The 23815-nt window shown below is 68.3% G+C and carries 32 protein-coding genes and 2 tRNA genes; 23 read left to right on the forward strand and 11 right to left on the reverse strand.

Features of this window, described 5'->3' with window-relative positions:
• Positions 1 to 415: 415 nt before the first annotated feature.
• Positions 416 to 1183 carry an XRE family transcriptional regulator gene (locus ACIBQ1_RS30980; protein WP_397282830.1) on the reverse strand — a complete coding sequence of 256 codons (768 nt, stop codon included), beginning with the start codon at positions 1181 to 1183 and terminating at the stop codon, positions 416 to 418.
• A gap of 146 nt (positions 1184 to 1329) precedes the next feature.
• Here ACIBQ1_RS30980 and ACIBQ1_RS30985 point away from each other — a divergent pair, with 146 nt between their 5' ends.
• The 3 genes from ACIBQ1_RS30985 (at position 1330) to ACIBQ1_RS30995 (ending at position 2817) form a co-directional block, all read left to right on the forward strand.
• Entirely contained in the window at positions 1330 to 1677 is a 348-nt protein-coding gene (locus tag ACIBQ1_RS30985; protein WP_397282831.1) for a hypothetical protein, read from the forward strand.
• Positions 1658 to 2140, forward strand: coding sequence for a GntR family transcriptional regulator (locus ACIBQ1_RS30990; RefSeq protein WP_397282832.1), 483 nt, complete (start codon positions 1658 to 1660; stop codon positions 2138 to 2140). Before ACIBQ1_RS30985 ends, ACIBQ1_RS30990 begins: the two co-directional genes overlap by 20 nt.
• Before the next feature lie 68 nt (positions 2141 to 2208).
• A complete protein-coding gene (locus ACIBQ1_RS30995) occupies positions 2209 to 2817 on the forward strand; it encodes an HD domain-containing protein (RefSeq protein WP_397282833.1) in 609 nt (202 codons plus the stop codon).
• Here ACIBQ1_RS30995 and ACIBQ1_RS31000 read toward each other — a convergent pair.
• Together ACIBQ1_RS31000 and ACIBQ1_RS31005 are read right to left on the reverse strand one after the other, a co-directional pair.
• Positions 2743 to 3219, reverse strand: coding sequence for an NUDIX hydrolase (locus ACIBQ1_RS31000; protein WP_397282834.1), 477 nt, complete (start codon positions 3217 to 3219; stop codon positions 2743 to 2745). The two genes, ACIBQ1_RS30995 and ACIBQ1_RS31000, sit on opposite strands and share 75 nt — an antisense overlap.
• 2 nt (positions 3220 to 3221) lie before the next feature.
• Positions 3222 to 3962: a helix-turn-helix domain-containing protein gene (locus tag ACIBQ1_RS31005; protein WP_397282835.1), complete on the reverse strand. Its 741-nt coding sequence runs from the start codon at positions 3960 to 3962 to the stop codon at positions 3222 to 3224.
• Between the two features lie 152 nt (positions 3963 to 4114).
• Here ACIBQ1_RS31005 and ACIBQ1_RS31010 point away from each other — a divergent pair, with 152 nt between their 5' ends.
• Both ACIBQ1_RS31010 and ACIBQ1_RS31015 read left to right on the forward strand, forming a co-directional pair.
• Positions 4115 to 4327 (forward strand): hypothetical protein, encoded by a 213-nt coding sequence (locus ACIBQ1_RS31010; protein ID WP_397282836.1) that lies wholly within the window; start codon positions 4115 to 4117, stop codon positions 4325 to 4327.
• Positions 4324 to 4515: a hypothetical protein gene (locus ACIBQ1_RS31015; RefSeq protein WP_397282837.1), complete on the forward strand. Its 192-nt coding sequence runs from the start codon at positions 4324 to 4326 to the stop codon at positions 4513 to 4515. Before ACIBQ1_RS31010 ends, ACIBQ1_RS31015 begins: the two co-directional genes overlap by 4 nt.
• Here the strand turns inward: ACIBQ1_RS31015 and ACIBQ1_RS31020 are convergent.
• Positions 4475 to 4843: a GntR family transcriptional regulator gene (locus ACIBQ1_RS31020; RefSeq protein WP_397282838.1), complete on the reverse strand. Its 369-nt coding sequence runs from the start codon at positions 4841 to 4843 to the stop codon at positions 4475 to 4477. The two genes, ACIBQ1_RS31015 and ACIBQ1_RS31020, sit on opposite strands and share 41 nt — an antisense overlap.
• A gap of 109 nt (positions 4844 to 4952) precedes the next feature.
• Here ACIBQ1_RS31020 and ACIBQ1_RS31025 point away from each other — a divergent pair, with 109 nt between their 5' ends.
• The 9 genes from ACIBQ1_RS31025 to ACIBQ1_RS31065 all read left to right on the forward strand — a co-directional run bounded on the left by ACIBQ1_RS31025 (position 4953) and on the right by ACIBQ1_RS31065 (position 10789).
• Positions 4953 to 5282 carry a hypothetical protein gene (locus ACIBQ1_RS31025; RefSeq protein ID WP_397282839.1) on the forward strand — a complete coding sequence of 110 codons (330 nt, stop codon included), beginning with the start codon at positions 4953 to 4955 and terminating at the stop codon, positions 5280 to 5282.
• Complete coding sequence (locus tag ACIBQ1_RS31030; RefSeq protein ID WP_397282840.1) at positions 5275 to 6594, forward strand: FtsK/SpoIIIE domain-containing protein; 1320 nt, start codon at positions 5275 to 5277, stop codon at positions 6592 to 6594. Before ACIBQ1_RS31025 ends, ACIBQ1_RS31030 begins: the two co-directional genes overlap by 8 nt.
• Positions 6595 to 6609: 15 nt before the next feature.
• Positions 6610 to 7257 (forward strand): DUF2637 domain-containing protein, encoded by a 648-nt coding sequence (locus ACIBQ1_RS31035; RefSeq protein ID WP_397282841.1) that lies wholly within the window; start codon positions 6610 to 6612, stop codon positions 7255 to 7257.
• A gap of 15 nt (positions 7258 to 7272) precedes the next feature.
• Positions 7273 to 7602 carry a hypothetical protein gene (locus ACIBQ1_RS31040; protein ID WP_397282842.1) on the forward strand — a complete coding sequence of 110 codons (330 nt, stop codon included), beginning with the start codon at positions 7273 to 7275 and terminating at the stop codon, positions 7600 to 7602.
• Between the two features lie 15 nt (positions 7603 to 7617).
• Positions 7618 to 7779 (forward strand): hypothetical protein, encoded by a 162-nt coding sequence (locus ACIBQ1_RS31045; RefSeq protein WP_397282843.1) that lies wholly within the window; start codon positions 7618 to 7620, stop codon positions 7777 to 7779.
• Between the two features lie 4 nt (positions 7780 to 7783).
• Positions 7784 to 7906, forward strand: a complete 123-nt coding sequence (locus ACIBQ1_RS31050; protein WP_397282844.1) for a hypothetical protein — start codon at positions 7784 to 7786, stop codon at positions 7904 to 7906.
• Between the two features lie 134 nt (positions 7907 to 8040).
• Positions 8041 to 9393, forward strand: coding sequence for a replication initiator (locus tag ACIBQ1_RS31055; RefSeq protein WP_397283008.1), 1353 nt, complete (start codon positions 8041 to 8043; stop codon positions 9391 to 9393).
• Entirely contained in the window at positions 9390 to 9575 is a 186-nt protein-coding gene (locus ACIBQ1_RS31060; RefSeq protein ID WP_397282845.1) for a helix-turn-helix domain-containing protein, read from the forward strand. Before ACIBQ1_RS31055 ends, ACIBQ1_RS31060 begins: the two co-directional genes overlap by 4 nt.
• Complete coding sequence (locus ACIBQ1_RS31065) at positions 9572 to 10789, forward strand: tyrosine-type recombinase/integrase (RefSeq protein ID WP_397282846.1); 1218 nt, start codon at positions 9572 to 9574, stop codon at positions 10787 to 10789. Before ACIBQ1_RS31060 ends, ACIBQ1_RS31065 begins: the two co-directional genes overlap by 4 nt.
• Before the next feature lie 105 nt (positions 10790 to 10894).
• On the opposite strand, the gene ACIBQ1_RS31070 is transcribed toward ACIBQ1_RS31065, so the two are convergent.
• Positions 10895 to 10967: transfer RNA gene (locus tag ACIBQ1_RS31070), tRNA-Arg, on the reverse strand.
• A 250-nt stretch (positions 10968 to 11217) separates the two neighbouring features.
• Between ACIBQ1_RS31070 and ACIBQ1_RS31075 the strand changes: the two genes are divergently transcribed.
• The 5 genes from ACIBQ1_RS31075 to ACIBQ1_RS31095 all read left to right on the forward strand — a co-directional run bounded on the left by ACIBQ1_RS31075 (position 11218) and on the right by ACIBQ1_RS31095 (position 15959).
• On the forward strand, positions 11218 to 12435 hold the full coding sequence (locus tag ACIBQ1_RS31075; protein ID WP_397282847.1) for a sensor histidine kinase: 1218 nt from the start codon (positions 11218 to 11220) through the stop codon (positions 12433 to 12435).
• Positions 12432 to 13064, forward strand: coding sequence for a response regulator (locus ACIBQ1_RS31080; protein ID WP_397282848.1), 633 nt, complete (start codon positions 12432 to 12434; stop codon positions 13062 to 13064). Before ACIBQ1_RS31075 ends, ACIBQ1_RS31080 begins: the two co-directional genes overlap by 4 nt.
• Positions 13065 to 13403: 339 nt before the next feature.
• Entirely contained in the window at positions 13404 to 13697 is a 294-nt protein-coding gene (locus ACIBQ1_RS31085; protein ID WP_397282849.1) for a hypothetical protein, read from the forward strand.
• Position 13698: 1 nt separating this feature from the next.
• Positions 13699 to 14430, forward strand: a complete 732-nt coding sequence (locus tag ACIBQ1_RS31090; protein ID WP_397282850.1) for a prolipoprotein diacylglyceryl transferase — start codon at positions 13699 to 13701, stop codon at positions 14428 to 14430.
• Entirely contained in the window at positions 14427 to 15959 is a 1533-nt protein-coding gene (locus tag ACIBQ1_RS31095; protein ID WP_397282851.1) for a radical SAM protein, read from the forward strand. Before ACIBQ1_RS31090 ends, ACIBQ1_RS31095 begins: the two co-directional genes overlap by 4 nt.
• A 5-nt stretch (positions 15960 to 15964) precedes the next feature.
• Here the strand turns inward: ACIBQ1_RS31095 and ACIBQ1_RS31100 are convergent, their stop codons facing one another.
• Genes ACIBQ1_RS31100 through ACIBQ1_RS31110 form a run of 3 tightly spaced genes read right to left on the reverse strand, consistent with a single transcriptional unit; the run spans position 15965 to position 18138 of the window.
• Complete coding sequence (locus tag ACIBQ1_RS31100) at positions 15965 to 17176, reverse strand: hypothetical protein (RefSeq protein WP_397282852.1); 1212 nt, start codon at positions 17174 to 17176, stop codon at positions 15965 to 15967.
• Positions 17173 to 17640, reverse strand: a complete 468-nt coding sequence (locus tag ACIBQ1_RS31105) for a SigE family RNA polymerase sigma factor (RefSeq protein WP_397282853.1) — start codon at positions 17638 to 17640, stop codon at positions 17173 to 17175. Before ACIBQ1_RS31105 ends, ACIBQ1_RS31100 begins: the two co-directional genes overlap by 4 nt.
• A gap of 39 nt (positions 17641 to 17679) precedes the next feature.
• Positions 17680 to 18138 carry a MaoC family dehydratase gene (locus tag ACIBQ1_RS31110; protein WP_397282854.1) on the reverse strand — a complete coding sequence of 153 codons (459 nt, stop codon included), beginning with the start codon at positions 18136 to 18138 and terminating at the stop codon, positions 17680 to 17682.
• Between the two features lie 263 nt (positions 18139 to 18401).
• Here ACIBQ1_RS31110 and ACIBQ1_RS31115 point away from each other — a divergent pair, with 263 nt between their 5' ends.
• Positions 18402 to 19583, forward strand: coding sequence for an ATP-binding protein (locus ACIBQ1_RS31115; protein WP_355379495.1), 1182 nt, complete (start codon positions 18402 to 18404; stop codon positions 19581 to 19583).
• Positions 19584 to 19686: 103 nt separating this feature from the next.
• Here ACIBQ1_RS31115 and ACIBQ1_RS31120 read toward each other — a convergent pair whose 3' ends face one another.
• Both ACIBQ1_RS31120 and ACIBQ1_RS31125 read right to left on the reverse strand, forming a co-directional pair.
• A complete protein-coding gene (locus ACIBQ1_RS31120; protein WP_397282855.1) occupies positions 19687 to 20478 on the reverse strand; it encodes a MauE/DoxX family redox-associated membrane protein in 792 nt (263 codons plus the stop codon).
• A gap of 7 nt (positions 20479 to 20485) precedes the next feature.
• Positions 20486 to 21433: a hypothetical protein gene (locus ACIBQ1_RS31125; protein ID WP_397282856.1), complete on the reverse strand. Its 948-nt coding sequence runs from the start codon at positions 21431 to 21433 to the stop codon at positions 20486 to 20488.
• Between the two features lie 216 nt (positions 21434 to 21649).
• On the opposite strand from ACIBQ1_RS31125, the gene ACIBQ1_RS31130 reads away from it, so the two are divergent.
• Complete coding sequence (locus tag ACIBQ1_RS31130; protein ID WP_397282857.1) at positions 21650 to 22156, forward strand: SigE family RNA polymerase sigma factor; 507 nt, start codon at positions 21650 to 21652, stop codon at positions 22154 to 22156.
• A gap of 114 nt (positions 22157 to 22270) precedes the next feature.
• On the opposite strand, the gene ACIBQ1_RS31135 is transcribed toward ACIBQ1_RS31130, so the two are convergent.
• Complete coding sequence (locus tag ACIBQ1_RS31135) at positions 22271 to 22867, reverse strand: MarR family winged helix-turn-helix transcriptional regulator (protein WP_397283009.1); 597 nt, start codon at positions 22865 to 22867, stop codon at positions 22271 to 22273.
• A gap of 110 nt (positions 22868 to 22977) precedes the next feature.
• On the opposite strand from ACIBQ1_RS31135, the gene ACIBQ1_RS31140 reads away from it, so the two are divergent.
• Positions 22978 to 23544: a YceI family protein gene (locus ACIBQ1_RS31140; RefSeq protein ID WP_397282858.1), complete on the forward strand. Its 567-nt coding sequence runs from the start codon at positions 22978 to 22980 to the stop codon at positions 23542 to 23544.
• Between the two features lie 162 nt (positions 23545 to 23706).
• A tRNA-Ser gene (locus ACIBQ1_RS31145) sits at positions 23707 to 23796 on the forward strand.
• Positions 23797 to 23815 lie beyond the last annotated feature (19 nt).

The following is a 23815-nucleotide window of genomic DNA, read 5'->3' on the forward strand; positions in this document are numbered from 1 at the left end:
TTGTACCTTGACCTGATCGCCGTTCCGAATCCGTTGGACGCCGTCGGTCACAGTCGGGCTTGATACGGAGTCTCCGGTCTGCTGGGCTTGCCCGGATCGGTGGTGTGGGAGGTGACCGACCTTTCACCTCAGCCCGCTACGCCGCTCGGCCCGAGCACGTTGATCACTTGGGGCTGGAGATCTCCGCCGGAGGCAATGCGCTGATCATCACCCACCTGCGTTGGCGGCTTTGAGTAGCTGCCCCACTCGGTGACGCAGCTTGGTTCGTCTTTCGGCTGTTGGTCTTGGTGGTCGTCAGCGTGTGGGCGGTGCTGGCCGCGACCGGCCGGAGAGCCGCAGCGCGGCCAGCGACCGCCCGACGCGCGGCAGGCCGCCGCAGGCGGCCTGCCCTTGATGACGTGTAGATAAGTTGCTTTCAGGACTGTCCGGAGTCCTGTCCGGAGTCCGCTCGGGGCTCGTCGCTGTGCGGCGTGCCGGTGGTCCAGATTCGTTCGAAGCTGGCGAGGTAGACCGTTGATGCCCCCTGCTCGTCGGCGTGGTGGAGATGCATGACCGGGGCGTCGGCTGCAGGGGTGGCGTAGGCGTGGATGTTGACCAGGAGTTCGGTGTCTGCTCGGTAGATGGAGTTGTAGAGCACCGTGCGGTGTAGCCGGACCTCGACGTTCGGGATGCCCAGTAGGGGACGGTAGAGGGCGAGTGCGTTCTTGATGCGGGCGGCCATGACGTCGGCGCCGATTCCCTCGTCGGTTCCTCGCGCGGCTACCTGAGGGCTGTTGGGGTCTCCGAGGAGGATGCGGACCTTGACGCCTGCGCGCGCTCGGCCGATGAGCGCATCGAGGATTCTGCGGTCTTCGAGGAGGAACAGACCGCTGTACGTGAGGATGGCGATCTCTTTGGCTGCGTCTTGGAAGAGGGTTCGCCACACGGTATGGGGGACGGCCCAGCGGTGGGGGTAGATCGCTTGTACGCCGTCTGCGAGTGAGTGGTGTTGCTGGGCGAGCTGCGGCCAAAGGTCGGTTTCGTGGACGTGGAGGAGGTCTGCGACGGCCCAGCGGTGGCGTGGGTAGGGGATGCGGCCCTTGAGCCAGCGGCTGACGGTCTTGGGGTCAACGGCGAGGGCGGCTGCGACGTCGGTGGTGGTGATGCGGGCTGCGACCATCGCGTTGCGCAAGTTGTCGTTCATGGAGACCGCCGCTCCTCTCTCGGGGCCGTCGTTGCCTGCGACGTTAACATGAGACGTCCCTAGACGTCCCTTAGTTGGGGTGTAGAGGTTCCCGCGGTGTGACCGATGCTCATCGGGCCGGAACAACCGCCGAAGGGACGGGACACATGCACAACGCCCGAGCACAGAGCCTTGCCTACCAGCAACGTCTGCTAACGGATCTGGGTAATGGGCTACGACCACGAGGCGTCGCGGCGGTCTTGATGGCCGCTGAAGACGGGCGTCCTGGGTTGAGCGTCAAAGATCGTCGGTCTCGTATCCGCAAGGTCTACGTCAACGTCCCGTTTTACTGGTTCTACTGGGGTGATCAGCCCGACGAGCGCACCAGCTGCCTCAACCTGGAGGCTGCTGTCGAGAGGATTGAGCAGGCCGCCCGTGCCGGCTGGCGTGCCGGTGAGCAGGCCGAGCTGCGTATCGACCTGGGCATGATCGCTGATGCGTATCGGCGTGCCTGACACCATGGTCTCGGATGAACGCCCGTGGCTGACGGGTGGCCGCGTCTACACCCAGATCGCGGATCGGCTGCGGGCGCAAGTCGCTGCGGGACGGTATCCGCCGGGTAGTTCGCTGCCGTCCGAGGCCAAGCTGTGCGCGGAGTTCGGGGTGGCCAGGAACACGGTCAGACGTGGCCTGGCCATCCTGGAGCAGGAGGGATTGATCGTGACGATCCCCTCCAAGGGCCGCGTGGTGAAGGATCCATGCGCGGACACCGCCTACCGTTATCAGGTGATCGCCTCTGAGCTGCGTGCTCAGATCGAGCAGGGCGAACTCGCCGCAGGAGCTGTTTTGCCGAGCGAAAAGGAGCTGCGGCAGAGGTATGAGGCCTCGCGGGCTACGGTGCGGCGGGCGCTTGGCGTACTGGAGAGTGAAGGCCTGGTGGTGGTCGAGCACGGGCGGGGCCGGTTCGTCCGTCATTAGAGACGTCCTGGGACGTCCACATCCGCCCTCTGGATTGGTCCGGGTACGGCCTGTTTATGGTGAACAGCGTGGGACATGCTGACTGGGCTCATGACCTGGCCAAAGAACTGCTGGAGACGACCTTGCCCCGCCGCTGGGCACATACTCAGGGGGTGGCCGAGCGAGCCGCATCCTTGACGCCGATCCTCGGCGGAGAAGCCGACACCTTGATTGCCGCCGCGCTGCTGCACGACATCGGGTACGCCCCGGACCTGGTCGACACGGGCATGCATCAACTCGACGGCGCCCGCTATCTACGTGATGTGGTCGGTGCTGACGATCGTTTGTGCAGGTTGGTGGCCTACCACTCGTGCGCGGACAACGAGGCTCGACAGCGGGATCTGCTCGACGTCCTAACGGCCGAGTTCCGCCAGGAGCAGCCGGACCTGGCGCAAGCGCTGACCTACTGCGACATGACCACCGACCCGGATGGCCGGCACTTGGATGTGGAAGACCGGCTGACAGAGATCCACTCGCGCTATGGCCGTGACCATGTGGTCAGCCGTTCGATCAGCGCGGCCACTCCATGCATCGTGTCGTCGGTGCGTGCGGTGGAGGCTGCACTATCCGATGTACGGCAGGCCGGTACCGGTCAGGTAGCGGTCGATCCGCATCCGCATCGACCGGTCCATGAGTAGCGATGCGAGCTGCTCGCGGGGGACCCATCGGACTTCGCGGGACTCCTCACTCGGGGTCGGCTCGCCGCTGACGGCTCGGGCGGTGAGAACGATGGAGAACTCCTGGCGGGCCTCCCCGTTACTGGTGTAGAGGATCACATGCCTCGGGTCGCTGTAGGTCCCCACGAGGCCGGTGACCTCGCACGTAATCCCGGTCTCCTCGAACGTCTCCCGTATGGCCGCGGCCGGGATGGACTCGCCCAGGTCGATGGCACCGCCGGGAACGGCCCAGTTGTCGTTGTCGCTGCGGCGGATCATCAAAACGTCCCCGGACGCGTTGGTGACGATGACGTTGACCGACGGGACCAGGCTGTTCGGCTGGGGTGCGGCCGGGTCGTCGTAGAAGTCGATCCGCTTGCCCACGATCAGGACTCCACCGGGGCGGCTTGCGCCCATACCTTCTCGAAGCTGTCAGCGTAGGTGGTCACCATCTCTCCGCCGGCTACCCTCCGCAGATGCAGTACGGGGGCGTTCCCGGCGCGGGTGCCGTACACGTGCATGTTGACCAGATAGTCGTCATCGGCCTGGTAGATCGAGTTGTACAGGATCGTCTGGTGGAGCCGGAGCTCGAAGTTGTCCACGCCCAGGAGCGGCCGGTAGAAGACCAGCACGCTACGGATCTGTGCGGCCATGCTGTCCCCAACGCCCTCGTCCTGTCCCCGCTGAGCGACCTCGGCGCACTCGGGATCGCCGAGCAGAATGCGCACCCGCACGCCCGCCTGCGCCTTCTCTCCCAGCAGGCGCACCATGGCAGCATCGTCGGCGAGGAACAATCCGCTGTAGACCAGGACGCCGATCTCCTCGGACGCGGCGGTGAACAGACGTCCCCACGCGTCCCGGGGAACGGCCCAGCGGTGCGGATAGATCGCCAGGACCTCGCTCTCGGAAGCGGCGACCACCTGCTCACGCGAGAGAGCCTGCGGCCACAGGTACGTCTCGTCCACGCCCAGGTAGGAAGCTGTGGCGAAACGGTGCTTTCGGTACGGCTCGCGGCCCTTGGTGATCCACCGCTCGACCGTCTTGGGATCGACCTCGATCGCCTCGGCCAGATCCGCGACGCTCACGCCCTTCTGCAACAGGGCCGCGCGCAACCGTTCGTTCGCCATCTCACCTGCTCCCAAGGACGTCCGGGGACCTGGCCATCGTAGGCCGGACGTCTTGAACATGTCCCGTCGTGTAGTGATCTCGTCCTGACTCTGCGTCGCATCCTCGGTTGCACAACGCCACAACGGCACCTACCGAAGGAGGAGATGCATCCATGAACAACGAGATCACCATCGGCGAGACGCCCTCATGCGAGTGCGGCAACGCCCTGACCGAGGGCCAGACCCGATGCTCCAAGTGCCTGGCGCGGGATCGCTGGACACGCAAGGAGCGGGCCAAGAACCGGCGCAACCGGCGGCGTTCGGAGAACCGGCGTCCCCCGCGTGCCCCCCGCGGCCTGGCTCAGGCAGGGGTGATCTGGTCATGACCACGATTCCGCTGATCATCGCCGGAGTGCTCGGCGTCGCGCTGCTCGTGGGGTACGTGATGGTGCTGGTCGGCATCCGCCGGGAGGACAAGCGGCTGAGCCTGCGTCACGCGCCGAACGGGGCGTCGGCGTCGCTGGCGCGGAAGGTCACCGGCTGCCACGTCCGGAACGGCGTGTCGTGGACGTAGTCAGTTGCTCCTCGACCTTGGCCAGGCGTGCCGAAAGGTCCTGTACGGCCGAACGCAACTCGGCAACCTCGCCCACCAAGTCGCCGGCAGCCGGGGCGTCGTCGAGATCTCGGACGAAGACGCCCTTGCCCTGCTGGCCGATCACCAGCCCCTCGTTGCGCAGGATGCCGACGGCCATCTTCACCACGCTCAGCGAGGCGTCGTACTGGTCGGCGAGCTGGGCGGTGGACGGCAGCGGGGTCCCGGGCGCGAGGGAGCCGCCGCGGATCTGTGTTCGGAGATCGTCGGCGATCTGCAGGTAGCCGGGGCGCCCGGTGTTCTTGACCATCGCCGTCCATCACATCACGAAACAGCAACCAAGCCAACCGAGAGGACGTTGACAACCGAGCCAACTAGGTTAACTATGTTGGCTAAGACGAATAAGGAGGTCACAGCCCATGCGTTCCATCCCGATCCCTGTGGATGTCACCAAGCTCGCCATCACCTGCGTCAAGGCCCCGCGCCCGCGGGTGCTCAACCGCGACACCGGCGAGATCAAGACCGACAAGAACGGCAACACCGTCTACGAGGTCACCGTCTCGGTCGAGGACGAGTTCGGCCGGATCGAACTCGTCAAGATCGGCATCACCGGAGAGCCGCCCATCGCCGTCGGCGACCAGGTCAACGCTGTCGGCCTGCTCGGCTACGTCTGGGAGATCGCCGGCCGGTGGGGCATCGCCTACCGCGCCTCGGCCCTGCTCCCCGCCAGGGAGGCCGCCGATGCGTGACGCGCTGGAAATGCTCACAGTCCTGGCCGCTGTGGCGGCCGGGCTGTGGGCCTGGCGCCGCTACCACCGCCCATCCTTCTGGCTCGTACTCGGCTTCCCGCTCACCGCCCTGTCGGTGCGGGCGTCCTGGCGGCGGGTCGCGCTTGGCTGTGGGCTAACCAAGAAGCGGCAACGCTGGTGGTTCACCACCGTGCCTGGAGCGATTGCCTCCACCGGCCTGGTGAAGGTCCGCCGCCGGTTCCAGCGGGTCGCCGTCGACACCAAACCGTTCATGTGGCTCCCACTGCCGACCCGGCACGGTTGGCGCGTCACCCTGCACACCCTGGAAGGCCAAACGCCCGGCGACTACGCCGACGCCGCCGAACGCCTCGCCCACTCCTGGGGCGTGCACGCCGTACGCGTCTCCTCGCCTCGGCCCGGCCGCGTGGTGCTCATGGCCACCATGCGCGATCCGCTGGTCAAGGTCGACTCGCTCCCGCCCTCGCCCGATCTGCTCAAGGTCACCGTGGGACGGCTGGAGACCGGCAAGCCGTGGATCATCGACTTCCGTACCGTGCCGCACTGGATCAACGCGGGCGCGACCCAGTCCGGCAAGTCCAACCTCGCCAACGCGCTCATCGTCGGCCTCGCGCCGCAACCGGTGGCGCTGGTCGGCTTCGATCTCAAGGGCGGAGTGGAGTTCACTCCGTACGCGCCCCGCTTGTCGGCGCTGGCCACCTCACGTGCCGAGTCCGTCAGCCTGCTGTGTGACCTGGTCGGGTTGATGATCGACCGGATGGGGTTGTGCCGACAGGCATCCGCACGCAACATCTGGCAACTTCCGCTTGCAATCCGGCCGGTCCCCGTCGTGGTCCTGGTCGACGAACTGGCCGAGCTGTACCTGATGGCCGACAAGAGCGAGAAGGACGAAGTCGCCAAGACCTCCACCGCGCTGCTACGGGTGGCGCAGCTCGGGCGGGCGTTCGGCATCTACCTGTTCTGCTGCGGCCAAAGGATCGGCTCCGACCTCGGGCCCGGCGTCACCGCGCTGCGCGCTCAGTGCTCCGGACGGATCTGCCACCGGGTCAACGATCCCGAGACCGCCACCATGACGCTCGGCGACCTCGACCCCGCCGCGCTCGTCTCCGCACGCGCCATCGCCGCCGAGACACCCGGCGTGGCCATCGTCGCCGGCCAGGACGGCGAGTGGTACCGCGCCCGCTCCTTCTACGTCACCGAGCACACCGCCGAACACGCCGCCCGCGCTCACGCCCACCTCGCCCCGTCCTGGGACGAGATCACCGCCCACCTACCCGAGCCCATCACCGCCTGACCGAAGGGAGGAACGATGCGACGCTTCGCCCGCTGGCTGCTCGACACCGGCCCGGTCCTCGTCCTGGCCGCCATCGCGGGTGCCGGATCGTTCACCCACATCCGCGACACCGCCAGCCAGCACGGCCAGACCGGCTGGATGTCCTGGGCCATCGCCGTCTGCATCGACCTGACCTGCGTCATGGCCGCCCGCGAACGCCAACGCGACAAGAAGACCGGCAAAGCCCGGCCCGGCCGCCTCACCTGGCCCGTCCTCGTCCTGACCGGCGGCATCGTCCTGTCCCTGGCCGCCAACCTCGCCCAAGCCGACCCGACCGTCTGGGGCTGGATCACCGCCGCCACCCCGGCCGCCGCCTTCCTCATCGCCATCTCGATGCTGGAACGCCGCTCCACCCGTCCCGAACCATCCGCCCCAGAGCCCTCACCCGTCCTGGCTCCGTCCCCGGCTCCAGAACTCGTCCCCCACAACGTCCAGGACGAGGACGACGGCCGGGACGAGCGGGACGGCGAACTCGCACCCGCACTCGTCGACTACGCCCGCCGCGTCGCCGACGAACACCACGCCAAACACGGCAAGCCCATCACCCGCGACGCCCTACGCGCCCACCTGGGCGTGTCCAACCAGCTCGCCTCCGACCTGCTGCGCACCCTGCGCACCGCCTGAAGGGAGAACCGACCAATGACCCACGACCCTCGCACCGCCCTCATCAACGGCCTGCTCGACCTGGCCGCCTTCCTCGAAGCCCACCCCGACATACCCGTCACCACGAGCGTGACCGTCAACCACTTCCCCCGCCACCACACCGACGCCGAAAAGTGCGCCGACATCGACCAGATCGCCGCCCGCGTCGGCTCCACCATCGACCAGGCCGACATCCCGTACGGCCACTACTCCACCTCGCGCTTCTTCGGTCCCGTCGAATACCGCGCCGTGGCCGTCTTGGCGTCCGCCCGCGCCCGTCATGCCGCCAACAGCAGCTACCACGGCTGCATCCAGCCCGACGTCTGACCAGGAGAACCACCCATGCGCATCCGCATCGACGGCACCCGAGCCGAAATCGTCGACGCACTCTTCCGCCTGCGCCTGCACTTCACCGTCTGTGGCGTCTCCCGCGCCTACCCCGACCGTGCCCGCCCGCGCCAGTGGCGGGTCTACCTCACCACCCGCCCACGCGATAGGAACTGACCCCGTGCCCGAAACCCTGCCGGTGATCCACTACCGGTGCTGCACCTGCACCGGCACTGGCATCGACTCCGAAGACGCCCGGTGCGCCGATTGCGACGGCACCGGCATCGACAACCACGGCGCATAACGCGCAGCGCCCCCGGCCTGGCCGTACATCCGCCAAGACGCCTGCCAGGTCGGGGGCCATCCCTTCACCCGAACGAGCGAAAGGAGGTCTCCATCTTGCCCACAACCCACGCCACCGCGCACGCAAAAGCGGGCATGATCGCCCGACTCAACCACCCCAACTACGACCGCTGGGCGAACCAGATCAAGCGCACCGGCGGCTGCCGCCAACCCATCCACCTGCGCGGCAAGGTCGACCACTTCGACCGCGCCACCGGCCAACTCCTGCACCGCTACACCACCCGCACCGAACCCGACGGCATCCTGCGCGTCCCGTGCAAGACCCGCCGCGCCTCCCGCTGCCCGGCCTGCGCCGAGACCTACCGCGCCGACACCTACCACCTCATCCGCGCGGGCCTGATCGGCGGCAAAGGCGTCCCCGAGACCGTCACCGCCCACCCGACACTGTTCGTCACCCTGACCGCCCCGTCCTTCGGCGTGGTCCACACCCGCCGCGAACAGGGCGGCAAGGTTCAGCCCTGCCACGCCCGCCGCAACACCACCACCTGCCCGCACGGCCGCGTCATGTCCTGCACCGCCCGCCACGGCAAAGACGACGTACGCCTCGGCGAACCGCTCTGCCCGGACTGCTACGACTACACCGGATCCGTCCTGTTCAACGCCCTGGCCCCGCTGCTGTGGAAGCGCTTCGCCGACTCTGTACGCCGCCACCTCGCCAAGCTCGGCGGTTTGCTCCTCAAAGAGCTGCGCTATCACCTGACGCTCTCCTTCGCCAAGGTCGCCGAATACCAGCGCCGCGGCGTCGTCCACTTCCACGCCGTCATCCGACTCGACGGCCCCGGCGGACCCGCCACACCACCACCGGCCTGGGCCACCACCGACACCCTGACCCAAGCCATCCAGCACGCCACCAAAGCTGTCTCCGCCACCGCCCCGGCCTACGGTGACCAGGCTGAGCGGGTCCTGCGCTGGGGCAACCAACTCGACATCCGCCCGATCACCCTGCACGGCGACCTCACCGAACAAGCCGTCGCCGGCTACATCGCCAAGTACGCCACCAAAGCCGCCGAATGCGTCGGCACCCTCGACCGCCGCATCAACCCACTCGACAACCTCGACGCCTACAACCTGCGCGACCACGCCCGCCGCCTGATCACCACCTCTATGCACCTCGGCGCCCAACCGGAGTTGGCCGAACTCCGCCTCGCCGACTGGGCCCACATGCTCGGCTTCCGCGGCCATTTCTCCACCCGCTCCCGCCACTACTCCACCACCCTCGGAGAACTCCGAGCTGCCAGAGAGCACTTCGTTCAAACCGAAGAGATCACCCACGGACGTCTGCCCCTCTTCGACGAGGACACCACCCTCGTGATCAGCGAATGGGAGTACGCAGGCAAGGGTCACTCCGCTGGAGACGCCCTCCTCGCCGCCGCGCTCACAGGAAGGCCGCTGACGACAGACCAGCAAGCCGTAGGGAGCCGCCCATGACCCGGCTCCTCCTCACTGTCCCTGAGGCCGCGGAAGCCCTGGCCATCTCCCGCAGCAAGCTCTACCAATTGCTCGCCACCGGCGCCGTCGATTCCATCCGCATCGACGGCTCCCGCCGCATCCCCGTCTCCGCCCTCAACGACTACATCACCCACCTGACCAGGAAGGAGATCGTCGTATGACCGAGACACTCGTCGGCACCCCGGACGAGCAACCGCGCAAGAAGAGGACACCCAAACTGCGCGACGGCGTCATGAAGCGCGGCACCACCTGGTCATACGTGATCAGAGTCCGCGACCCCGAAACGGGGGAGAGCAAGCCTCGATGGGTGGGCGGCTTCGTCACCGAGGACGACGCCAAGGCCGCTCGGGATGAAGCACGGGTCAAGGCCCGCCGTGGCGAGTACGTCGACCGCAACACCATCACGGTCCGCGAGTATCTCGACGAGTGGATCGAGGCCCACGCGGTCGAGATCAAGCCCAAGACGCTCGCCGACTACCGGCACATGATCAACCGGTACATCAAGCCCAACATCGGCACCCTGAGACTGCAGGCCGTCCGGGCGTCCACGATCACGAAGCTGTACCGGGACCTCATGGCCGGCGGCGGCAAGAACGGACGACCCCTGTCCTCCCGCACGGTCGACTACGTCCACGCCATCCTGCGGAAGGCCTTCCGCGACGCGGTGAACGTCGACGAGTTGCTCTCGTCCAGCCCGGTCGAGAAGGCCAAGCGTCCCCGCCGAGAGATCAGGGAACCCGGCACCGTCTGGACCACGGAACAGCTCAAGGCGTTCCTCCGGTACTCCCGCGATCATCGCCTCTGGTCCTTCTTCCACCTGGCGGCCTACACCGGAGCACGTCGTGGCGAGCTCCTCCACCTCCGGTGGTCGGACGTGGACCTCGACGCCAAGCAGCTCGTCATCAGAGGATCGGCGTCCTTCATCAACGGCGCGCGCATCGAGGGGACCACCAAGAGCGGCAGGAAGCGCATCGTCAGCCTCGACGACGGCACCGTCGCGGTCCTCCGTAACCAGCACAAGGCGCAGGCTGCCGACAAGCTCAAGGTCGGCCCTGAGTGGCGAGGTGGCGGCGACTACGTGTTCACAACCGGCTGGGGTGATCCCGTCCACCCGGACACGCTCAGCTCGCTGTTCCCGATCCTCATCAAGCGTTACAACGAAGACCACCCGGACGACCCGCTGCCGCATGCCCGGCTGCACGATCTCCGGCACATCCACGCCACGACTCTGCTCCTGGCGGGCGTGCCCGTTCACGTCGTCGCGGCCCGCCTCGGCCACGCCGACCCGTCGATCACGCTCCGCGTGTACGCGCATGTGATCCGCGCGGCGGAAGCGTCAGCGGCGGACGTCTTCGCTCAGGAGGTGGGTGAGTAGCGGGAGCCACGCTGTTAGCAAAGGTGTTAGCAAGATCCCGAACTTGTCCTGACAAACACAAAGGCCCGCTCCAGGATGTCCCTGGTGGCGGGCCTTTAGAGTGAGCGCGGCCGACAGGAGTCGAACCCGTAACCTTCTGATCCGTAGTCAGATGCTCTATCCATTGAGCTACGGCCGCTCGCTGCGTAAGCAAGCATAGCGGGTTTTGGGGAGTGCCTCGAACCAGATACGGCAACCATGGGTTCGCGCCTCCTCCAACTCGCCCGGCCGGCGCGTTTCGCGAGGGGGGCGGATGCGGCGCGTCGGCGGCTTCGGGGTGGAGGGTGATCTCGCCGGTTGTCCCCAAGGTGGTGGTACATCGAAGGGTGTATCCACAGGCGGGCCCCGCGCAGGAGGGAACAGGGCGTGTGGGGTGGTGGGATGGGGACATGAATCGGGTGGCGTTGGGGGCCGGGGTGGCCTTTGTGATGGGCGTGGTGCTCATCGCGGGTGGGGCCGCGCTCCAGCGGGGCGTGCCCGTCTGGCTGCTGTGCGTGCCGCTGGCCATCACCTGTGCCGGGGTGCTGGTGCGGCAGCGGGCGCCCCTTGCCTCGCTGGGGCTGGGGGTTGTGGCGATCACGATCGACGCGTTCGTGGGGCCTTCGCTGGCGACGGTTCTGATTTTTACTGACAACCTCTATGCTGCGGCGCTTTATGGGCCGGCTCGGTTCGCTCGGTGGTTGCTGGGGATCACCGCCGTGCTGGCGGTGGCCGCCGGGGCCGTGGCCGGGTTCCTTGCCGAGGATTGGTGGCTGCTCGCCGTCATGGGGGTGCAGGCGGGGCTGGTGCTGGTGACGCCCGTCACGACGGCGCTGGTGCTGCGGGAGCATCGGGATCGGGCGGCGGCGGAGCGGGAGCGGGCCGAGCAGGTGGCTCATCTGGCCGAGCTCGACCGGCAGGCGGCCGTCGCGGCGGAGCGTACGCGGATGGCTCGCGAGCTGCATGACATGATCGCGAACCACTTCAGCGCCATCGCCATCCAGTCCACCGCCGCGCTCTCGCGTAAGGATCTCGATCGGGAGACTGTTCGGAAGGTCATGGAGTCCGTACGGGAGAACAGCGTGAAAGGGCTGGCCGAGATGCGGACGATGATCGGGCTGCTGCGGCAGGAGGGCGATGATCCCGCTGAGGCCATGCGGCCGCGGCTGGCCGATGCGGAGACGTTGGTGGAGAGGGTCACGCAGGCCGGGTTGGTCGCCGAGCTGCGGGTCGAGGGGGAGCCCCGGGAATTGCCCGCACCTGTTGATCTTGCTGGGTATCGGATTCTGCAGGAGGCGCTCACCAACGCGCTCAAGCACGGGGAATCGCCCGTCCAGGTCGTCATTTCGTACGAGGCCGGGCGGGTTCTGTTGATTGTCGAGAACGCGGTCGGCGGGCGGGGGGCGCGGCTGCCTGGCGCTGGGGCAGGGTTGATCGGGATGCGGGAGCGGGTTCTGTTGGTCGGCGGTTCTTTCGAGGCCGGGGCTTTGGAGGGCGGTGATCTGTGGCGGGTGTCGGCCGAGTTGCCCACCGGCGATGAGCAGGCGGGGCCGTACGCGGTCGTTCTGGGCTTCGGCACCCGGGAAAGGGAGTCCGGGGTCGAGGCGCGGCCCGAGGGGGCGCGATGACCATCAGGGTGCTGGTGGCCGACGATCACGCGGCGGTGCGGGCGGGGATCGTGCTGATTCTGGACGGGGCCGAGGACATCGAGGTCGTCGGCGAGGCGGCGGACGGGGAGCAGGCCGTGGCCATGGCCCGGGATGCTCGCCCCGACGTGGTGTTGATGGACGTGCGGATGCCGCGGCTCGACGGCATCTCGGCGACCCGGGAGCTGGCGGGGGTCAGTGATGTGCTGATCCTGACCACGTTCGATCTCGACGAGTACGTCTTCGGGGCGCTGCGGGCGGGGGCCGCCGGGTTCCTGCTGAAGAACACGGACGCCGAATCGCTGGTCGAGGCCGTGCGGCTGGTGGCGCGGGGGGATGGGCTGATCTCGCCCGGGGTCACGCGGAAGCTGATCGCGGCGTTCGCCGGGCAGACGCCGCGGCGGGAGCCGGTGGCCGATCCGGGGAGCTTGACGCCTCGGGAGCGGGAGGTGCTGGCCTGCATCGGGCGGGGGCTGTCGAACGCCGAAATCGCGAGAGAGCTGGACATGGCGGAGGCCACGACGAAGACGCATGTCAGCCGGGTGCTGAACAAGCTGGGGTTGAAGAGCCGGGTGCAGGCGGCGATTTACTACTCGGGAGAAGGGGCGTAGAGGCTTAATCTGGGCATTGTGAGCACGCCACCACCCCCGCCCCCGGAGCAGCCCGGAGAGCCCACCCCGCCTCCGGGGGAAGGGTCATCCGAGGGGCAGGCGGGTTGGGTGCCCCCATCGTCGCCCCCGGCATCGCCCCCGTCTCCGGGTGGCGGATCCGGGCAACCGCCGTACGGGCCGCCGCCGCTGCCTCCGTACCCGAGCGGTCCCGGTCAGCCGCCTCACGGGCAGCCCCCATACGGTCAGCCGCCATATGGTCAGCCGCCTTACGGGCAGCCCCCGTATGGGCAGCCGCCCTATCCCCAGGGGGCGCCGGCGGCTGGGCGTACGTCCGCGGGGGTGTTCGTCGCGTTGGCGTTCGCCGGCGTGGCCATCTACAGCGTTTTCAACATCGTCATCGGGCTGCTCGTCTTCGTCGCCGCCTTCGGCACATCCGACAGCGCCACCACTCCATACCTGGTGGTCGGCGCGATCTTGCTCGCCCTCATCGGCCTGGGTGCCGGCGCGGGGCTGCAGTTCGTACGCAAGCCGTGGACCAAAGGCATAGGCCTCGGCCTCATGATCGGATGGGCGCTCTGGTCCATCGTGACCGCCGGCTTCTGCACGGGCCTCAACCCCGGCCTGTACACCTGACATGCCCTACCACGAGATATTCGTCGGCCTGGGCGTGCTCGTGGCCTCCGTCGTCTTCGTACGGGAGGCGCGGCGGAGGGGCGCGCTCAACGAGCAGTCGCTGACCGCCGTCGCCGGCGCGCTGGTCGGGGGAGCCATCGGGATGCGGCTGGCGGGCTGGCTGGAGACGCTGGATCTCAAGGACCTCTGGCTGTACGGCTCCCGCAGCATCCTCGGCGGCCTGACCGGCGCGTACGTGGGCGTGCTGCTGGCCAAGAAGATCATCGGCTACAAGGAGCGGACGGGCGATCTGTTCGCCCCGGCCGTCGCGCTGGGCATGGCGGTCGGCCGGATCGGATGCCATCTGACCGAGGCGCCGGGCAGGCCGACCGATCTGCCGTGGGGAGTGCACGCGCCCCCGACCACTCCCGAGTGCCCCGGCTGCCTCACCGGGCAGGCCATGCACCCGTCGTTCATCTACGAGATCATCTTCCAGCTCGCCGCCTTCGTCGCGCTCCAGTGGGCGCGCAAGCGGCTCACCCGGCCGGGCGAGCTGTTCACGCTCTACCTTGCCGCGTACGCCGCCTTCCGCTTCCTCGTCGAGTTCACCAGGGCGAACGAGACGGTGTGGCTCGACCTGACCAGGCCCCAGTGGTTCCTCGTCCCGGGCCTGCTGCTGCTCGCCCTCAGGCTCGGGTACGGCTGGCGGCGCGGCTACTATGATCCCCTTTTTCGAGCGAAGGTCGTGACATGAGTGCAGGCATGGGTTTGCGGGGAGACCGCATCCACAGGTACGTCAACGCGTTCTGCCCCCACTGCCACGGCCAGGACCTCGACCGGGTCGAACGGCTGAGCGGCTACCTCGCCGAACGCGACGGCAGGATCTGGCTGGAGCGCGGCTGCCGCGAACACGGCCTAATCAGGACGTTGTACGACGAAGACCCAGAAATCCTGAAATATCTCGAAGAGTGGACCGCTCCGACAAAGCAGCACGTACCCGATATTTCCGGGAACTTCCTCCCGATCCCCTCCGCCTACCTCCACGGTCTCCCCGAGATGCAGACCCAGCACACCTGCATCCTCCTGGAGGACATCGCCGAAGCCTGCAACCTCCGCTGCCCCACCTGCTTCGCCGACAGCTCACCCGACCTGACCGGCGTCGTCCCCGTGGCGGACATCCTCGCGAACGTCGACCAGCGCCTCGAAAGGGAGAACGGCAAGCTCGACGTCCTCATGCTGAGCGGCGGCGAGCCCACGCTCCACCCCGAGCTGAAGACCCTTCTCACCGAGCTCGAACAGCGCCCGGTCACCCGCATCCTGATCAACACCAACGGCGTCCTCCTCGCCAGGGACGACTCCCTCCTCGACCTGCTCACCGAGCACAGGGATCGGGTGGAGGTCTACCTCCAGTACGACGGCCCGTCGGCGGAGTCCTCGAAGCACCACCGGGGCGGCGACCTGACCCGTATCAAGGCCCAGGCCGTGAGCAGGCTGTCCGAGCGGGAGATCTTCACGACCCTCGTCATGACCGTCGCGCTGGGCGTCAACGACGGTGAGATCGGCGACGTCGTACGCCTCGCCCTCGACACGCCGTACGTGGGAGGCGTGTCGATCCAGCCCCAGTTCGGGTCCGGCAGGTCGGGCGCCATCGACCCCATGAACCGGCTCACCCACACCGGCGTGCTCAAGCGCCTCGGCCCGCAGACCGACGGCCTGGTGACCTGGCGCGACCTGACCGCCCTGCCCTGCTCCCACCCCCACTGCTGCTCGGTCGGCTACCTCCTGCGCGACGACTCGAGGCGGTGGCGCTCGCTCACCGCGCTGATCGGCCACGACCGCCTCAAGCAGAACCTGGGCCTGGTCTCCAACCGCATCGCCGACACCGAGCTGCCGCGCGAGCTGCGCCTGGCCGTACAGGAGTCGCTGCTCGGCCTGCTGTCGGAGCAGTCGTCACTGTCGCACCCGCAGATCGGCGACCTGTGGCGGACCATCAGCGAGAACTGCGACCTCGGCATCTCCACGCTGCTCGCCCTGACCGTCAGGCGGAAGAAGCTGCGCAGGATGCTGGGGGAGCGGGTGGTCCGGATCACGATCAAGCCGTTCATGGACATCTCGACCATGATCGAAGAGCGGCTCGCGCAGTGCTGCGTGCACGTGGGGACGCGGGCCGAGCAGGACCAGTGCGCGCCGTTCTGCGCCGTGCAGGCCTGGCCCCAGCTCTCGCGGCAGCGCCTGTCGGCGGTGGCGGCGCGGCCGCGCGCCCCGTTCGAGGCGGCCCTGTAGGGGAGTCACCGGGGGATGGCGGCCGTGTTCAGAACGATGTACTCCTTGGCGTCCTGCACTCTCGCCGCGGTGTACCAGAAGGGCGTGGTCGACGGCGAAGTCGAGTATCCGTACCCCACCGAACCGTCCCCCGCGGCGAACGGCCTCTCCCCGAGCTTGGCCATCGTCCCGGTCGCGAAGTCGTACACGATGTTCAGCGGCACCCCCCGCTTCATCGGCTCATCCAGCACGCTGAAGATCGCATAACGGTCGCCCAGCAGCCCATGCCTGACGTTTCCGATCGGCCGCAGCTGCTGGGGCAGGGCCTGCCGCTCGGACCCGTCTACGCGCTGTACGATCGCGCGCCGCGCCTGGGCTCCGACGCACCACTCCGGATGGCACTGCATCGACCGCACTCCGTCGGGCAGGGAGACCTCGGCCGACTCGCCGGTCTCCAGGTTGACGATCCGGTTCTGGCCCGCCGCCCAGGGCCAGTAGGTCAGCTGGAGCCCGTCGGTGCCGGCCAGCCGCTGGGGGATCCCGCCGGTCACGGGCATGCGGTAGACACCGCCTCCTTCTCTGACCGACCACACAAGGGTGTCTCCCGAGATCCCGAACGACTCGACGTCCTGAGCCACCTCGCCGACCCGCCTGGCCGCCCCGCCCGCTCGGGGCATGATCCAGAAATTCACCGGCCCACCGGCGAGCGGGCCCGTGTACCAGGCGATGTACTGCGTTCCCACCGCCACGTGTCGCAGATCCTGGGCTTCGGGGATGGAACCCAGGATCCGGATCGCGCCGCGCGCCGAGTCGTACACCTCCAGCCGCCGGTCCTTCTTGGACTTCGCCAGCAGCAGCACCTCGGTCGCGCTCATGCTGGTCGCCACCTGCGTTCGCCAGCCCTCGGAGTCGTAGGCGGGCACTTTGACCACGGCACGCGGCCACAACTCGGCGGCCGACCTGATCGAGTCCCAGCCGTGCAGGACCGTCGCGGGCTCGGCCCGGCGAGTGTCGCCCACGCGTGAGACGACCGCCGCCGTACCCGCCACGACCGCCACCACCGCAGCGGCGGCGAGCACCACCCGCACGCGCTTCCTGGTACGCCGGGCGCGGCGGCGGCGGGCCACGCCGTCCGCCAGATCACGGCCTTCGACCTGGACGGCGGCCGCCCGCAGGGTACGGACCAGGTCCCGCTCGTCCCTCACCGCGTCATCACGCCTTCCCGAGGCCCCGCTCATCGCGTCTCCTGCAGCACTCGCTTGATCCGGAGCTTGTCCAGGGCGCGGGCCGCCTGGCTGCGCACGGTTCCGCGGGAGACGCCGAGGATCTCGGCGATCTCTGCGTCCGAGAGGTCCTCGTAGTACCGGAGCACGAGTACGGCCCGCTGCTTGCGGGGCAGTTCCTGGAGGTCGGCCCAGAGGTCGGCGTCGCCGTACCGGTCGAGTTCGCCGCGCTCGGGGACGGCGGCCACCAGGTCCTCCCGGTGGCGCCGGCGCCACGACCTGATGTGGAGCCTGACCATGGTCGTGCGGACGTACCCTTCGGGGTCGTGTTTCTTGCGCACGCGTGGCCAGGCGTCACCCAGCCGGGCCAGGGCCTCCTGCACGAGATCGGCCGCGTCCTCGGAATTTCCGGCCAGCACGAAGCCGTACCGGAGCAGCGCGTCGCCCCGGGCTCGGACGAACTCGTCGAAATCCTCCACGAACCCAGGGATCACACAGGACGCGCTTCTGTTGCAAAATTACTGGGCGGGAACGTACAGGCTCAGCGTCTCGGCGATGCAGGCGGGCCGCTTCTCGCCCTCGATCTCGATCGTCATCTTCAGGTTGGACAGGTAGCCGGCCGGGGTGCCCTTGACGTCCGTCAGCTCGCCCACGGCCCTGATCCGGGCGCCGACCAGGATCGGCCGGGGGAAACGGACCTTGTTGAGGCCGTAGTTCACGCCCATGGCGATGCCCTCGACCTTGACCATCGAGAACATGAACGATGGCAGCAGCGACAGGCTCAGATAGCCGTGGGCGATCGTGCCCCCGAACGGCCCCTCCTTGGCCCGCTCCACGTCGACGTGGATCCACTGGTGGTCGTCGGTGGCGTCGGCGAAGAGGTTGACCTGGTCCTGGGTGACGGTGCGCCACTCGGTCGGACCGAACGTCTCGCCGACGGCTGCCTTGAGCTCCTGAACATTCGCGAAGGTCCGCATGGATCCGAACGCTATTGCGCGGGCGGGACGGCTGCCAAGTTCGCCGCCCCCGCGACCCGTTGCGAAGATCTTTACTCGAAACCATCGCATAGGTGTTCGAGTCCGCGCTACAGTTCTACGTACCGCACTCGAACAAGGGTTCGGCCTGGTGGGAAGGGGTGTGTCCGATGACGGTGCTGGCGACCGCCCCTGCTCGGACACGCCGTAGCACTTTCTTCCCAAATCTAAGACGGCCGCTATATCCCGCAATAAAGTCCGAGAGCGTGGACCCTGTGCGAAACCCCTACGCTCCCGGCGCCGGGCAGCGTCCGCCGGAGCTGGCCGGGCGAGACCGAGAGCTGCAGCAGTTCGAGGTCGTGCTGGAGCGGGTGGCCCGCGGCCGTCCCGAGCGCAGCATGGTCGTCACCGGCCTGCGGGGAGTGGGCAAGACCGTTCTGCTCAACACGTTCAAGTCCATGGCCATGCAGCGGCTGTGGGGCACGGGCAAGATCGAGGCCCGGCCCGACCAGTCGATCCGGCGTCCCGTGGCGGCCGCTCTGCACATGGCCATCCGGGAGCTGGCGCCGCGCCACCGCGCCCCCGAGCGCATCGAGGAGTTTCTCGGCGTGCTCAAGGCGTTCGCCATGCGCGATCCGGCGGCGGCCAAGGGCACTTCCCACTGGTCGCCCGGGATCGAGGTGCCTGCCAGCCGCGGGCGCGCCGACTCCGGCGATCTGGAGATCGACCTCACCGAGCTGTTCGTCGACGCCGCGAGCGTGGCCACCGACCTGGCCGTGGGCATCGCGCTCTTCATCGACGAGATGCAGGACGTCCCGGCCGCCGACGTCTCCGCGCTCTGCGCCGCCTGCCACGAGCTGTCCCAGACGGGCGGGCCGCTGATCGTGGTGGGGGCCGGGCTGCCGCACCTGCCGAGCGTGCTGTCGGCCAGCAAGAGCTACTCCGAGCGGCTCTTCCGCTACGCGCGCATCGACAAGCTCGACCGCGATGCGGCCGATCTCGCGCTGATCCTGCCGGCGAGGGAGGAAGAGGTGGAGTTCACCCAGGAGGCCCTCGACGCCCTCTACGAGGCGGCCGACGGCTACCCCTACTTCGTGCAGGCGTACGGCAAGGTCGCCTGGGACCTGGCGCCGCGCAGCCCGATCACCATCGAAGACGTCAAGGTCTCCGCGCCGGAGGCCGAGGAGGAGCTCGCGGTCGGGTTCTTCGGCAGCCGCTACGAGCGCGCCACCCCGGCCGAGCGCGACTACATGCACGCCATGGCGCAGATCGGCGACGAGCCGGTCGCCACCGCGGAGGTGGCCGACGCCCTCGGGCGAAAGCCGTCCAGCCTCTCGCCCGCCCGCGACAGCCTCATCAAGAAAGGGCTCATCTACAGCGCCGAACGCGGCCTGATCGCGTTCACGGTGCCGCACTTCGGGAAGTTCCTGCGCGCTCAGCCGATCTGAGCGGCGCCCCTAGACCTCTATTGGGCTGTCTAGTGGGGAAGCTAGACAGCCCAATAGAGCTGTATCGCCATGTCTGTCGAGCGGAATCTACGGCTTTCTAGCGTCAGGCCGATACTGGCGTATATTCCGGCAGAGACCCGCGGTCCACCGTCCCGATCACGGCCATCCGCACCGCCGGGCGCCGGCCGCTGAGGTAGACGGCGAAGACCACGTCGTCCGCGTCGTGGTTCCGGAAGGCGAAGAAGCGCCAGCACAGCTCGCGCCAGGTGTCGTACGGCTCGGTCGAGGTCAGCTCGCCCGCGTGGGCCCGCCAGGTGCCACTCGACCTGAGCCTGGCCAGCGTGACCGACTCGGCGGGGCCGCGGCGCTGCTCGCAGGGGGCGCGGAACCGTACGCGGTCGATCAGCTCCTCGATCTCCGGGGAGAGGAGCGCGAGCACGGCCACCCCCGCGACCGTCAGCCACGACGGGTGGATCACGGCCGCCCACCCCGGCACCGGCGCCCACACCGACAGCCCGGCCATCCCGGTCAGGGTGACCGTCCGGCCGACCGAACGCAACCCGACCGGCGCCGAGCTCACCTCGCCGAAGCAGCCGCAGCCCGCGTCCGGCCGGCGCCTGCGCAGCTCCAGCAGCACGTACGTGGACAGGGCGAAGAAGGCGACCGTGCCCCACCGGAAGAACGGATGCGTCGTGACCAGCAGCCCGATCGCCAGGAACAGCTCGCCCGCCGCGCAGACCAGCAGCGCGATGCCCTGCATCCGCCCCGGCACCAGGACCGCGGGCCCCAGCCTGGACAGCGAGCCGGGCTCGCCTCCCGTGCGCACGGTGTTCAACTTGGCCACCATGCCCAGGAGGAGCAGCCCGATCAGAAGCGGCAGCTGCGATTCGAGCACGTGCCCGTCACCCCAATCCGATCTGAGCGTTGAAGCAGCCTTTGACCAAATCGCCGCCGAGCTCCACATAGGAGAACGGCGACAGCTCCACGACCCGCCCGCGCGGCGACGTGTCGCACTCGACGCAGCGGTCGCAGAAGCGTCCCGCCACGCATCCGCACGCGACCACGGGGATGTTGGCGTTCCGCTGCGAGCACAGGTTCCTGACCTGGAGCAGCGACCCGAGGGCGAGGTATGGCAGCCCGGTGCACGATACCCCGGCGTCGGGGCAGCCGGCGTCGGAGCGCTCCAGCATCGGGTACGCGGCGCCGCGCTCTTCCTCGTCGAACGTGTCCGACCAGGTGGCGGGGCCCGAGATGCGGGACTGCTGCCCGGCGTACGCGGGCGGCGGGGCCGGCACCGCGCGGGCCGGGTACGGGGGCTGCGAGGTCGCCGGCAGCAGGGCCAGGCTCGCCCCCTCCTCCTGCCTGATCCCGATCGCGTCGAACAGGTAACCGGGCTCGAACATCGGATGCCGCACCTGCAGCCGCCCCGACGCCCGGTAGGGGATGACGACCGTACGGTGGCCCCGGTGCGGCCCGCAGTCGAGCTCGACCGTCAGGTCTCTTCGTCCGCTGATCGACAGGATCGTCCCGGTGATACGGGTGGTGTCGGCCCAGATGCGCTCCACCACGCGGCCGTCGCGCGTCCGCATGATGACCAGGGAACCCGCGGGCAGATCGGCGGGTGCGGCGTCCTTCCCGTGCCAGGCGGTGGCCCAGGGGGCGATCACGAGCCGCTCCTCGACGCCGCCGGGGGTCTCGATGATGATCAGATGCGGGCTGACGTCCAGGATCTCGCCCGCGACGGCGCGTAAAGGCTCCCCATTGTCCGGGTCGGGGCCGGGAACGCCGGATTCGCGACCGAGTGCGGCCGCGGCGAGCACCCGACGGCGCTCAACGCTCGGATACCCCATCGGCCCCTCCCTCGTCGGTACTAGAGTCACACGACTTGGGCGTACCTCGCACCGGAGCGGCGCAGAGGGGATCAAAATACGCATCCCCGGGGAAGTGAGATGACACCCGGCGTCGTACAAACCGCCACCGACCTTGACCTACCTTTATCGTCGGCGGGCCGAAACCTGAATTCTGGTTCAGGCCCAATAGGGCATCCGGCTGCGATTCTGGCCACGATGCAGACCACCGGTTGGGAAGACGAGTTCCGCGAGTACGTCAGGGCGCGCGGTCCTGCTCTGCTGCGCGCGGCCCACCAGCTCACCGGACACCCGCTGGACGCGGAGGATCTGCTGCAGAACGCGCTGACCAAGACGTACCTGGCCTGGGACCGCATCGAGGACCGGGGGGCGCTCGACGGTTACGTGCGGCGGGCCATGGTGAACATCAACATCTCGCAGTGGCGGCGGCGCAGGCTGGAGGAGTACCCGTCGGACGATCTGCCCGAGGTGTGCACTTCCGAGGAGCCGCACGGGGACGTGCACGAGCAGTTGGAGCAGGCTCTGGAGGAGCTGCCGGAGCGGATGCGGGCGGCGATCGTACTGCGCTATTACGAGGACATGACCGAGCCGGAGATCGCCAGGACGTTGGGGATCAGCGTGGGCACGGTCAAGAGCACGGTGTCGCGGGCCATGGCCAAACTCAGAAACGCGCTGGGCCTCCCGTCCAACGGCCGGGAGGCGTGACCCACCGGCTCGGCAGCACGAAGCTCCCTCGGACCTGCGGCTTGGGGCTCATGAGCTCCGGGCCCGCAGCTTCGAGTTCACGTGCTTCGAGTTCGCGTGCTTCGACCTGCGGCCTCAAGCTGGTGCGCTTCGACCCGCGGCCTCGGGCTCATGGGTTGCGGTTTGCCCGCCCATGGGGACTTCCACCTGGTTTGCGGCTCGCGCCTGATCCGCGGCTTTCGCCGCGCATGCGGCCGCGGCGGCCTGCGCCTCGTTCACCCCAGCGGTGGCACAGGGGCGTACCACGTCCCTGATCTTCCGCAGCGTGGCCAGGAACGCCTCCCGCTCGTCCGTGCCCAGCAGCCCGGTGAACCAGTCGTCGATGTCCTGTATATGCTGCGGCAGCACGGACTCCAGCCGTGCCCGCCCGGCCTCGGTGAGCACGGCGTAGGAGGCCCTCCGGTCGCTGGCACACGCCTGCCGGGTCACCAGCCCCTCCCGCTCCAGCCGGTCGACGACCCGGGTCACCCCGCTCGTCGACAGCTCGGTCTGCGCGGCCAGATCGCTCATCCGCAGCCGCTGCCCCGGCGAGCGGCCCAGCCGGATGACGGTCTCGAAGTCGATCTCCGACAACCCCGCGGCGCTGAGCACCGGCTGGAACCTGGCCATCAGGCCGCCATGGACCTCCGCCAGGAGTCCTACGGCAGTCAGCCGGTGGTCGTCAAAGTTCATCACCCTCATAGCGTAGCCGACGATAGTTGACGCACGGAATATTCCTCGTGTAGACATTTGTTGCCGCAGACATCCGCACAGCAACAAACCCCTTATCGAGGAGAACCCCAATGACCGCCACCCGCACCTGGGAGTCCCTGACCATCCCCGCCGCCGGCACCTACAACCTGGACGCGGCTCACACCCGCATCGGTTTCATGGTCAAGCACATGATGGTCAGCAAGGTCCGTGGCCACTTCGGCTCCTTCAGCGGCTCGGTCGCGATCGCCGAGAACCCGCTGGAGTCGTCCGCCGAGCTCACGATCCAGGCTGACAGCATCGACACCGGCGTCGCCGACCGCGACGGCCACCTGCGCAGCGACGACTTCCTGGCCACGGAGAAGTTCCCGGCGATCACCTTCAGGAGCACCCGCGTGGTCGGCCACTCGGGCGACGAGTTCACCGTCGCCGGCGACCTGACCGTCCGTGACGTCACCAAGGAGGTCGAGCTCACGGTCGAGTACGGCGGCGCCGGCACCAACCCGTGGGGCGCTCCGGTCTGGGGCTTCTCGATCACCACGGAGTTCGACCGCGAGGAGTTCGGCCTCACCTGGAACCAGGCCCTGGAGACCGGTGGCGTACTGGTGGGCAAGAAGGTCAAGATTGAGATCGAGGGCGAGGCCAACCCGGCCGCGTAACCTGGTTATCCACAGCCCCGAAGCCCGCCCACGCTCTGGGCGGGCTTCATCCACAGGCAGTTACCCACAGGCTGTTGATAACTCTTGGTGAAGTCCGGGGATCAATCACTTTGCCGCCTCGCCAGAAGGCCGGTACGCTGTCCTGAGCCGCGAAGGCTTCCAGGAGGATTCGCCTAGTCAGGTCTATGGCGCCGCACTGCTAATGCGGTTTGGGTTTACCGCCCATCCGGGGTTCAAATCCCCGATCCTCCGCTGTGAGCAGGGAGTATGC

Origin of the sequence: Nonomuraea sp. NPDC050153, from assembly GCF_044460125.1 — a bacterium.
Lineage (GTDB): Bacteria > Actinomycetota > Actinomycetes > Streptosporangiales > Streptosporangiaceae > Nonomuraea.